The following is a 12,322-nucleotide window of genomic DNA, read 5'->3' as shown; positions in this document are numbered from 1 at the left end:
TTAATTTAAATCTGCAACGGAAACGTTTCTTATTTCAATTTTTTTTAACATTTTCACTAATTTTTTTATCATATTGTCTGCTTTCTTGTGGTATTGGATGTTAATCCCATTGATGCTATAATCTTCTAATAATCATTAAAGTTGAGGGAAAACATGGCATTTACGCATCTTCACGTCCACACTGAGTACAGTCTTTTGGACGGATCTAACAAAATAAAAGAATATGTTAAAAGGCTTAAAGAGCTTGGCATGACCGCCGGCGCAATTACCGATCACGGAGTAATGTACGGTGTGATTGATTTCTATAAAGCCTGCAAAGAGGCCGGAATCAACCCTGTTATCGGCTGTGAAGTGTATGTTGCTCCTTCTTCACGTTTTGATAAAGAAGCTTCTGCCACTGACGACAGGTACTATCACCTTGTTCTTTTGGCTGAGAATAATGTAGGCTACGCCAACCTCTCGCATATTGTAAGCCGCGGATTTACTGAAGGTTACTACTACAAGCCCCGTGTTGATATGGAGCTTTTGGAGAAATATCACGAGGGTATCATCGCCTTGAGCGCGTGTCTTGCCGGCGAGATTCCCCGCAACATATTAAAAAGAGAAAACGCCAAAGCTAAAGAAGCTGCCATCCGCATGGACAGGATATTCGGTCATGGCAATTTCTTTTTAGAGCTGCAGGATCACGGAATTCCTGATCAGAGAACTGTGAACAACACTCTTTTAGCTCTTTCTGACGAACTTGATATTCCGCTTGTTGCAACCAACGACTGCCACTACACTTATGCTGACGACGCGGAGGCTCATGATCTTTTACTGTGTATTCAGACAGGTAAAAAAGTTGGTGACGAGGACAGGCTTCGCTATGAAGGCGGGCAGTACTACGTAAAAAGTGAAGAGGAAATGAGAGCTCTTTTCCCTTATGCAAAAGAGGCTCTTGATAATACACAGAAAATTGCGGACAGATGCCATGTAGAAATTGAGTTCGGTGTCACAAAGCTCCCGCATTTCGAGGTTCCCGAAGGATACGATTCCTGGACTTACCTGAATAAGCTGTGTCTTGATGGACTTCATGAGAGATATCCAGATGACGACGGCACTCTAAAGGAAAAGCTTGACTATGAGCTTGGCGTCATCAAGCGCATGGGTTATGTGGATTACTTCCTTATTGTATGGGATTACATCAACTATTGCCGTGAGCACGATATAGCAGTTGGCCCGGGCCGTGGCTCCGCTGCGGGAAGTATCGTCTCCTATTGCATGCACATAACCAACATTGATCCTATTAAGTATGACCTTCTCTTTGAAAGGTTCCTTAACCCTGAGCGTGTGTCCATGCCTGATATTGACGTGGATTTCGAGTACGAGCGCAGGCAGGACGTTATCGACTACGTAACCGAAAAATACGGTGCAGACAAGGTTGTTCAGATCATCACTTTTGGTACTCTTGCTGCCAAAGGTGTTATAAGAGATGTGGCAAGGGTTATGGATCTTCCTTACAGCTATGGCGATCAGATTGCAAAGATGATCCCCAACGAGCTTAACATAACGCTTGAGAAAGCTCTTTCCATGAACCCGGAGCTTAGAACCCAGTATGAAACTGACGAGACAGTGCATAAGCTCATCGACATGTGTAAAAAGCTTGAGGGTCTCCCAAGGCACACATCCATACATGCGGCAGGTGTTGTTATCTGTCAGGCTCCGGCTGAGGATTTGGTTCCTTTGTCCCGCTCTGCTGAAGGAAATATAACAACTCAGTTCACCATGACCACCATAGAAGAGCTTGGTCTTCTTAAGATGGACTTTTTGGGACTGCGAACTCTTACAGTTATCAAGGACGCTGTGCGTTTTGCCAACAATTCCATCGGTGCCAAAAAAGGTGACCCTAATTTCATCGATATAGATAAAATTGATTACAATGACCCCAACGTCCTTGCGCTTATTGGAAGTGGCAAGTGCGACGGTATATTCCAGCTTGAATCCGGCGGTATGCAGGCCTTCATGAAAGAGCTCCGCCCCCAGTCTCTGGAAGACATCATAGCGGGAATATCTCTTTATCGCCCGGGCCCAATGGATTTCATTCCTAAATATATTTCAGGAAAAAACGATGCTGCATCCATCAGCTATCAGACCCCTGAGCTTGAGCCAATATTAAAGCCCACCTATGGCTGTATCGTATACCAGGAGCAGGTTATGCAGATAGTTCAGCAGCTTGGTGGCTACACTCTCGGACGAGCTGATCTTGTAAGACGTGCCATGAGTAAAAAGAAACAGCACGTCATGGAAGTTGAAAGAGCTAACTTCGTTAACGGCAATCCCGATGAAAATGTTCCGGGATGCGCTTCAAAAGGCATTTCTCCTGAAATTGCCAATGCAATTTACGATTCCATGATGGACTTCGCAAAGTACGCCTTTAACAAGTCACACGCTGCCTGTTACGCAGTAGTTGCCCTGCAGACAGCATGGCTCAAAAACTACTATCCTGTGGAATTCATGGCAGCACTCATGACTTCAGTTATTGATAACCCCGGCAAAGTTTCAGGCTATATTATGAGCTGCAGAAACATGGGAATAACTCTTTTACCTCCTGATATCAATGAGGGGTACTCAGGCTTTTCTGTTACTGACCACGATGGCAAAAAGGCCATAAGATACGCACTCACTGCCATCAAAGGTGTCGGAAGGCCGGTTATTTCTGCCATTGTAAAAGAGCGTGAGCTTCGCGGAAAGTTCAAGAATATCAACGATTTCCTGACTCGTATGCAGGGAAGAGAAAGCGACGTCAACAAAAGAGCTATTGAAAACTTCATAAAAGCCGGTGCTCTTGACTGCTTCGAGGGAAGCCGCAAACAGCTCATGACTGTTTATGTGCAGATAATGGACCAGCTCCACAACAGCGGAAGAAACTCTATGGCCGGCCAAATGTCGTTGTTTGATTTTGCCGGAGAAACGGAGAAAAAGCAGTATGAGGTCCCACTTCCGGATGTAGGAGAGTTCCCCCGTGAGCTTCTCTTGGAATTTGAAAAGGAAGTCCTTGGAATCTATGTTTCAGGGCATCCTCTCGAAGAGTATGTGGGAATGTGGAAAAAGAACATCACAAATACCACAGCAGATTTCTATCTTGATGATGAGACAGGAGTTCCTAATGTAAAGGATAATGCCACTGCAAAGATAGGTGGAATCATAAGTGATAAAAAGATTAAGTACACCAAGACTGATCAGGTTATGGCATTCCTGTCCTTAGAAGATATGGTTGGCACTGTGGAAGTTATTGTTTTCCCAAAGACCTACGAGGCCAACGCCCCAAGGCTCAACACCGATGCCAAGGTATTTATTGAAGGCCGCGTATCTGTCGAAGAAGACCGCGACGCCAAGCTCATTGCCAGCAAGATCACGCTGTTTGATGAGATAGCCAGAACAGTGTGGATAAGATTTGCCAATATAGATGAATACTCTGCTAAGGAGCAGGAGCTCTTTTCACTGTTATCGGATAGTGACGGCAAAGACGAAGTCACTGTTTACCTCACAGACACCAAGCAGGTAAAAAAACTTGGCAAGGGCTACACCATTAAAGCCGATAAAGATATGATTGAAATGCTGTCAAATGCATTTGGAAGAGAAAACGTTCAGGTTGTTTGATACAGCCTGAACGTTTTTGTTCCTCACCTGGTCATAAGATTCCACAGCTCATCATCTGTCAAGTGCGCCTTAATTCTAAGGATAAGATGCACTTTTTCTCCACCGGATTCTTTTTGGAACTTGCGCTGCCACTTGTAAAAGTGAGGGCCATCGCCTAGTACTCTAAGATATGACATAAGGCTCTCAGCTACAAACCCGGACTGTCTGATATCTGCTTCGCAGTCATTCTCATAAAATCCTTCCCAAATGTCATGTTCATGGCTTCTCATAGCCTCATATCCTTCAAAGAATGCTTTCTTTGCCAGGCCTGCTTCATAAAAAGCTGTGAGGTAATCCACAGGCTTGCCATTTGGACCTTCTTCAAGAACATCTATAAATTTGCCACCTTCACTTTTATCATCGAGACAGGTAAGAATAGCCCTGCAAATATGGTATGCTCCAAGATAGCTGTAGTAGTGGTACTGAACCTGACAGATAAGGTTGTTATCGAATCTTTCTGCTGCCGTGAGGTTTCCTTTTGCTACCAGGTCTTCTTTTACCTTATTGCAGTCTGCAAGGTATTTTTCGTAACCATCAAGTGCTTCATTATATTTTTCCTCATGCCACTTTACCTGTTCTATCAGTGTATCTCTTTTACATATCCAGTTAAGTTCAGGTAGTGACTTGGTATTTGCTGGATCCAGCTTATTGAAATTGCTTATAAAGCCGCAGGTTAAAATCCTTGCTCCGTGATTGCTAAACTGTTCTCCCGCATGGTCGTCTTCATTTGGTCCGTACTTTGGTGTGCATTTTGGCCATTCCCTGTAGGCATCTTCTATCCTTGAAGTAAGGTCAGGTGCTGTGATGTCGCCGTAATATTTTTTTACATAGTCTTGTATATGTTCAATTTCATATTTCTGCGCATCCAGGCTCTTGATCTCGTTGGCATTTGAGCGGTCGCCTTCATGGCCGCTCCACATTTTGGCTATCAGATCAAGGTAGTAAGTGTGGGGCTTAACATTTGAGCAGTTGATTATCCAGAAATCATCTACTCCATGAGCATATACGTCTTTTAGCTCATTTACCACAAATTCAGGAGAGTTAGGAAGCATGGTCATCATGGCTGCCGCCTGAAGATCATAGAAAGACGCATGGTAGTATATTCCATGGGCGCTGTTATCTCCTTCGTGAGGAAGGGCATAAACTCTTGGGTTATGGTTGTTCTGCCTTCTTGAAACCATCTTACCAAAACCGTTATCTGCCCAGATCTTTATTACGTCACTTGGGAAAGTCAGGTATCCATCCTTGTAGAGCTCCATGGTTTCACCATAAAGGTTTGTACAGCAAACTGCATCCTTATCTGACTCTTTTACCAGATTGTACTGCTCAAGGATAAGCTCGCTCATGAGCTTGCCGCGGGCCTTTGGTGTATCGTAGGTTGGATCATCAGCCCAGAACGGCCTGTCTCCCTGACCTCTAAAGCCAAGATTCCACACCACTTTACAGTTCTTTTGGTCCTCAATCGCCTGCTGCCAAAGCCCCCTAAAAAGATCCGGATGTTTATTAAAACTCGCCTCCAGATCAGGATAAGCTCGCGCAAACATCTGGGCTCCCAAGGGCTCTGCATGATGGTGAGTTATCCACAGGCCATAATCATTAGCGAGGTCTTTGTACCTATGGGAATTGTGGTCTGTGCCGGGAATCGTCATATTTCCACCGCAGCGAAGAAGGGCTTCAAAGGCCATTTCCCACGGGAAGTTCTCACCCACCTTTTCTCTCCATCCGTCAAAAAGGACCTCATCATTAATAAACCATCCGCGAAATCTTACTTTTGATGGCTTGGACTCATAGTGATAATTATCAGGAACTATGTGCTCTGATTCTTTCGTAAGCTCCTGTTCATTCCAAAACCAGAAATTCTGAACTCCCAAAAATTCTCTGCTGACATGGTAAATGCCATAGATAAGGCCAAGACTGCTGGCAGATGTTATGGTAAGTTTGTCTTCATTTCTGACTATTGTAAAAACTTCAGATGACGCATCATAAGCAATTGACACCAGCTTGATCTCAAGTCCTGGCTCTGTGGTGTCTTTACATGTATTTTTAATATCTCTCTCCAGTGCCTGCACCGCTTTACGTACAGGTACCAGGTTAATATCCCCAATTATTTTAGTGTTGATGTTGATCTGCATCATGCATATCCCCCTTTATAAAAATTACTGCGCTTCTAATTCCATAATCCACAGATCGCACGGCTCAATGGTCATGTTTTCCACATATGTTCTGCTCTCCAGTGTATAAGGATTCCATAGTGACACCGCTCTAAACTCGCCGGATTTAATATTCACTGTTATAGGCTCCATACCTTCGTTGGCGAGGATAAGCAGGTCTTTTCCATCCTTAACTATGTGACTGCATCGAAGGTTATCAGTATCGCCGCTAAAAAAAAGCTCTCTGTAGACACTATTCAAAACAAACTGTAGTAGTTCCTGGTCATTTCTTACAGTCACTGCATCATCTTCATTAATAGCATTATTGGCGTATATCTCACCATTTACACTGGCAGCTTCACTGGCAGATGAATTCAAGAGTTTTCCACCTGCTATCAATAGTTTTCCGCCACTTTTCGCAAACTCTTTTAACAGATTCTTATCGCTTTCATTGAGAGATTCGTACTCTTCCTGCTCTGCGATCAGAACCGAATACTTCTGAGCTGCAATACTTATCTTTCCATCTGCGATCTTGCACTCAGGCAAGAGCTCCGCTTCCAAATAATTAAACTCAATCTGATTTGTAAAAAGAGACTTTGCGATTTTCCAGGACAGTGTATCTGCGCCGCACAAGATTGCAACTTGCGCGCAATTATATGAATCCGTATTGATGTAGCACATCCTCTTGATAAAATCACTCATCTTGCGGTACTGCGGCCAAAATGGATTATTAAGTCCTACCTCCGGTGGACGCTCGTCACCCCTGTCTTCTCTTATTGAATAGTAGAAAGCATGAGGATAAACAAGATTAACCCCTCTGACAAAAAGCCAGTTAAGATACCATCGCATATCCTGTTCTGTAAAAAGCTTTGGATCCTGCCTTTCGCCACAGCAGCCAAAGCACTCATTACCGTTTCTTCTTTTGCCTCGATGTCTTGCACTGTCTGAGGAGCATTTTCCCATTGTGGAATGTTCCCCTTCTATAGCATGACCATCCTCAGGCTCAACAAATCTCCAGACTATATCCTGGCAAGGTCTCTGGAAATACTTAAGATAGCCGATGTCCGTGCTCTTCTCCGGGTGGCCTGTAAGGTCGATGCCGTGGGATACGCACCAATCGGAAAGCTGTTTATAGTAGCTATTAGCAAGCCTTTCATGAATAACCTGTTTGTAGATACGTTTTGCCAAAAAAGCTCTATTTCCAGTCTCGACTGTCATAGAGTTATCACTGTTATTAACGCTTATGTTGCTGACATTGGGATTATCACTACCGTCGATATTTTCACTCTTGGCATTAAATGCCTCACTTTTATCAACACATCCACTTTCAAACAAGTACTTCAGCTCTTCTTCAGTTCCACCTGCTGACTTAAATTCTTCAAGAAGTCCCTCACTCCAAGGAATAACATCCTCTCTTGAATTTCTTCCTAATATGTTTGGTTCATCAGTAAAGAAAGCTATTATGGTATCTCCAAAGTATTCCGAGAGCTCAGAGTAGTATTTTTCATGAGTAATCTCTATAAATTTAGCTACAGCTTTTGGATTTAAAAGGTCCGCGCTCTTCGGAGCATTTTCCTCTCCGTCATCTTCACCAGGATGAACACCTCTGATCGTGCCGCCACTTGGAACAAGCTCATAACTATCACCATTTTTTAGAAGTCCCTTCGACGCAAAAGAAGGATCGGCCTTTACCACTTCCCCATGGGCTGAACCCGAAGGATACATGGCTTCGTCATAAAGCACCACCTTCATATCCATTTCTTTTGCTTTTTTCACTGCGAACTTAACATAATGAAAATACTCATCAGATAAATAACCAATGGAAGAGGGCAGCCCCTTTCTGGGATGAATTACAAAACCATCCACCCCCTTATCCTTCATCTCCTTCATCTGTCTTAAGATTTCTTCTTCAGAAAGATAATCATTCCAAAACCAAAAAGGAATTGGTGTAAACTCCTTAAGTATCTCTATTTCCATACCCTCTCCTAATACCTCGATAATACGCTAGTTCCCTATACTGATATTATCACTTACGAAAATATTTTCTTCGCATTTTTTGTCCAATAATTTGTAATTTCTTCTATTTATAATCGGTATGTTTTTTGTTACGAATGCGTACGCCACCCTTGACTGAATCTTCTGGAAACGCCGTCAATACTCTGCCGACGGTGAAGATGATGGGAACAGTAGGGGCGGCTGCTTTCAAGAATGTGTAGGGCTATATGCTCATTTTACTGTGGCAATTTATATATTAATCTGCAATCTGCACGAATATTGCCATGCTGTTACGCCTTGCAATTACAAAATTCATGACCTAATCAATGGTTTTCCTATGTCTAGGTCATGTTTTCAATAGCTCAATTTCCGATTTCTCGGCTTTGGGCATATAGCATGATATCAAGCTTCCAGCCACCTCTCTCCCAAGCTTTTATCGCAGGCAATTGGGCATATACGGCGATTATCCGTCCGCAGCCACCATTTTAAGGGGTGGCCCAAGTCTTGAAATCGGCCTATATGCCCAGTTGAGGGGTGGCTGATCTCGCAAAAAGTTGCTATATGCCCAAAATAATAAAAATCAAAGGTGGCTGGAAGCTTTCAAAAGCGCTATATGCCCAATGCAATTTCTATTGGTTGGCGATTCAAATTGGATAAAAGTGAGATTAACTGAGATGTGGGATAAGATCAAAAAACTGTAACGTTTATCCTATTATGTCCTAGCAATCCTGCTGTGATGTAGGATAAAAGCGAAAGAATTATAATACTTATCCTATTCAATCCAAGCCGATTTTCGGAGGCGTGGGATAAAAACTGAAATTCTATTGAAGTTATCCTACATTTTCAGCCTTCTGAACACTGCGCTTGAATGAAAGTAGGATAAACGCGAAAAAACTATCGTTTTTATCCCACAAATCAACAGAATTGTTAACAAAAATGATAAGAAGAGTGGGATAAAAAGCGCTAAAATCAAGCAGTTATCCTACTCATGAGAAAACACACTATACGGATTGTTAAGTCCATAGGATAAGATGAACAATATCTAAGCATTTATCCTACATCCACTCCTACATCAGTTCCTATCTCCAGATTGTCACAGTGAAATGAGCATATAGCCCTACACATTCTTGAAAGCAGCCACCTCTACTGTTCCTGGATTCAGAGCCGCAATCTAAACTTTTCCAAGAAAGTCCAGAGAGATGGTCTTATCAACAAGCTGAGATTACAAAAAAATCCTCAGCCAACCCATACAGGGTGGCTGAGGACGAATTTTTATCCTACCAAAAATCAACATGTACTATTCCAAAGTCAACATGAAACATTCCAATTGGCTCATGATAGTTCTTATTGCATTTATATTACTTAACTGCTGCCTTGAGCTCTTCAACCTTGTCTGTCTGCTCCCAAGGAAGGTTAAGGTCGTTGCGGCCGAAGTGTCCGTAAGCTGCTGTCTGCTTGTAGATAGGGCGACGAAGGTCGAGCATCTTGATGATTCCTGCAGGACGAAGGTCGAATACCTTACGTACTGCTGTTGTAAGAGCTTCATCAGAAACCTTACCTGTTCCGAATGTATCTACAAGAATTGATGTAGGTTCAGCTACACCGATAGCGTATGAAAGCTGGATCTCTGCTCTGTCTGCAAGGCCTGCTGCCACGATATTCTTTGCAACGTATCTAGCTGCATATGCTGCAGAACGGTCAACCTTTGTGCAGTCCTTTCCTGAGAAAGCTCCGCCGCCGTGACGAGCAGCTCCGCCGTATGTATCAACGATGATCTTACGACCTGTAAGTCCTGCATCACCCTGAGGTCCACCGATAACGAAACGGCCTGTAGGATTGATGTAGATCTTAGTAGCATCATCAACCATAGCACCGTCAACTACAGCATCAATAACGTACTTTCTGATATCCTCATGGATCTGCTCCTGAGTAACCTTCTCATCATGCTGAGTTGAGATTACGATAGCTTCAAGTCTCTTAACTTTTCCATTCTCATCATACTCAACAGAAACCTGGCTCTTACCGTCTGCTCTAAGGTAAGGAAGTGTTCCGTTCTTTCTTACTTCTGTAAGCTTCTTTGTGAGCTTGTGAGCAAGGCTGATAGCGTAAGGCATGTAATCATCTGTCTCGTTTGTAGCATAACCAAACATCATACCCTGATCACCAGCACCGATAGCTGAAAGCTCTTCATCAGTCATCTGGTTCTCTCTTGCTTCAAGAGCCTTGTCAACGCCCATAGCGATATCTGCTGACTGCTGATCAAGAGCTACAAGTACTGCGCATGTGTTTCCATCAAATCCCTTTGATGAATCGTCGTATCCGATTTCCTTGATTGTCTCACGGGCAATCTTAGCGTAGTCAACGTGAGCCTTTGTTGTGATCTCACCTGTAATAAGAACGAAACCTGTACAAGCTGCTGTCTCGCAGGCAACACGGCTCATAGGATCCTGTTCCATGCATGCATCAAGAATTGCGTCTGAAATGTTATCGCATATTTTATCAGGATGTCCTTCTGTTACTGATTCTGATGTGAAAATAAATTTATCCATATAATACCTTTCTGCGCCATTTTAGGCACTAAAAAATCCACTCGATTTATGACGCGTGCAAGTCACAAATGAGTGGAACTAATCATCACAAGTCCCTCTTATTGCTCGTAGTCCGAAAAAACGGAATTGCACGCTCAGGTTGGCACCTTCCTGAATGATCAAGGGGTTGCCGTGGCTTCATAGGTCCTATGTACCTCCACCACTCTGAATAAGAGAACAATAAATTGTAAAAGCGGATATATTGCTATATCCGCCTAAATATTACCTTATATGGATTATAAAATCAATAGGTCAAATGATAACATTTGTCTTATAAAAGTATAAACAAATGATAGCCACCTATCAGATAGCCTTATCAAAGGCGTGTTCACATGTCATCAAACTATCAGATGATCTTGTCAAAAGTATCAGCAAGTGCAGGATAGATGTTCTTAAACTGCTGGTATCTTGCCTCATACTTTGCAACAAGCTCAGGATCAGGCTTCTCAGTCTTATCAACCTTAACGATTGCAGCTGCTGCCTCTTCAACGCTCTTGTATGCTCCGCAGGCTACCATTGCAAGCATTGCGCCGCCCATTCCAGGTCCTTCCTCACAGGCAGGAACATCAACTTCGATGTTGAGGATGTTAGCGATCATCTTTCTCCAGAGAGGGCTCTTTGCTCCACCGCCACAGATCATTGTTCTCTTTGGAGCAACTCCGATAGACTTTGCAACTTCATACATATCTCTTGTAGCAAAAGCAACGCCCTCAAGAACAGCCTGAGTCATATCTTCTCTTGTTGTATCCATTGTGATGCCTGTAAATGTGGCACGTGCGTTAGGATTGTTCCATGGTGATCTCTCTCCCATGAGATATGGTAAAAAGAATACGTGGTTCTCACCAAGCTTCTCAATCCCCTTCTGCTCATCGGCATAATTCTTGGTCTTAAGGATTTCATCCATCCACCACTTGTTGCAGCTTGCTGCGCTGAGCATGCATCCCATAAGGTGGAAATGTCCATCTGCATGGTCAAAAGAATGAAGTGCATTGTTCTTGTCTACTGCAAATGAGTCAGCTGACATGAAGATGGTTCCGCTTGTTCCAAGTGAAATATTACATCTGTTGTTGCCAACTGTACCTGTTCCAACTGCGGCTGCTGCGTTGTCTCCAGCACCTGCTGCCACTACAACTCCTGCATTTAAGCCAAGTTCGGAAGAGAGCTCTTTTGTAAGTTCCCCAACCTTCTCATAGCTTTCAAATAGCTGTGGAAGCATATCCTCAGTAATGTGGCAGATATCGCACATCTCCTTAGACCACTTGCGGTTCTTAACATCGAGAAGAAGCATTCCTGAAGCATCTGAATAATCTGTGCAGAATGTTCCTGTAAACTTATATGCAAGATAATCCTTAGGAAGCATTATCTTTTTGATATTTTTGAAGTTTTCAGGCTCATTCTCCTCAACCCAAAGGATCTTAGGAGCTGTGAAACCTGCAAATGCGATATTGGCTGTGTACTCTGAAAGCTTGTCTTTTCCAATCTCGCCGTTTAAATAATCAACCTGTTTCTGTGTTCTTCCGTCATTCCAAAGAATAGCAGGACGGATAACATTGTCATTCTCATCAAGGATAACAAGTCCGTGCATCTGTCCGCCAAAGCTGATGCCTGCAACCTGTGACTTATCCACATCCTTAAGTAGTTCCTTAAGTCCATCTACAGCCTCTCTGTACCAGTCTTCAGGGTTCTGTTCTGACCAGCCGGGCTGTGGAAAATACAAAGGATATTCCCTTGAAGTTGTTCCATGAATAGTTCCCTTTTCATCCATAAGCACGAGCTTAACAGATGAAGTCCCCAAATCTACACCTATAAAAAACATACCTTCCTCCTATTTTATAAAAGTAATTTTCTTTCTTCTCTGATCTACCAACTCTGTGAAAACAATACTCTTACATTTTCCACATGTTAATTATA

The 12,322-nt window shown here is 43.0% G+C and carries 5 protein-coding genes and 1 riboswitch; of the genes, 1 reads left to right on the top strand and 4 read right to left on the bottom strand.

Going from position 1 to position 12,322, the window contains the following annotated elements; translation table 11 throughout:
- The first annotated feature begins 153 nt into the window (after window positions 1–153).
- On the top strand, window positions 154–3,639 hold the full coding sequence (locus tag C4S54_RS02735) for a DNA polymerase III subunit alpha (RefSeq protein WP_103868170.1): 3,486 nt from the start codon (window positions 154–156) through the stop codon (window positions 3,637–3,639).
- 23 nt (window positions 3,640–3,662) lie between these two features.
- On the opposite strand, the gene C4S54_RS02730 is transcribed toward C4S54_RS02735, so the two are convergent.
- The 4 genes from C4S54_RS02730 to xylB all read right to left on the bottom strand — a co-directional run bounded on the left by C4S54_RS02730 (window position 3,663) and on the right by xylB (window position 12,227).
- Window positions 3,663–5,813 (bottom strand): glycosyl hydrolase 115 family protein, encoded by a 2,151-nt coding sequence (locus C4S54_RS02730; RefSeq protein WP_103868169.1) that lies wholly within the window; start codon window positions 5,811–5,813, stop codon window positions 3,663–3,665.
- A 21-nt stretch (window positions 5,814–5,834) separates the two neighbouring features.
- Window positions 5,835–7,805 (bottom strand): hypothetical protein, encoded by a 1,971-nt coding sequence (locus C4S54_RS02725; protein ID WP_103868168.1) that lies wholly within the window; start codon window positions 7,803–7,805, stop codon window positions 5,835–5,837.
- 1,376 nt (window positions 7,806–9,181) lie between these two features.
- Window positions 9,182–10,372, bottom strand: a complete 1,191-nt coding sequence (gene metK / locus C4S54_RS02720; RefSeq protein WP_103868167.1) for a methionine adenosyltransferase — start codon at window positions 10,370–10,372, stop codon at window positions 9,182–9,184.
- Between the two features lie 95 nt (window positions 10,373–10,467).
- A riboswitch (SAM riboswitch) is annotated at window positions 10,468–10,587 on the bottom strand.
- 170 nt (window positions 10,588–10,757) lie between these two features.
- A complete protein-coding gene (gene xylB / locus C4S54_RS02715) occupies window positions 10,758–12,227 on the bottom strand; it encodes a xylulokinase (RefSeq protein ID WP_103868166.1) in 1,470 nt (489 codons plus the stop codon).
- Between the last annotated feature and the right edge of the window lie 95 nt (window positions 12,228–12,322).

Origin of the sequence: Butyrivibrio sp. Su6, assembly GCF_900108105.1 — a bacterium.
In the GTDB taxonomy this organism is placed as follows: Bacteria; Bacillota; Clostridia; order Lachnospirales; family Lachnospiraceae; genus Butyrivibrio.
The sequence above is the reverse complement of the archived record's forward strand: the minus strand, read 5'-3'. Positions and strand labels throughout refer to the sequence as shown.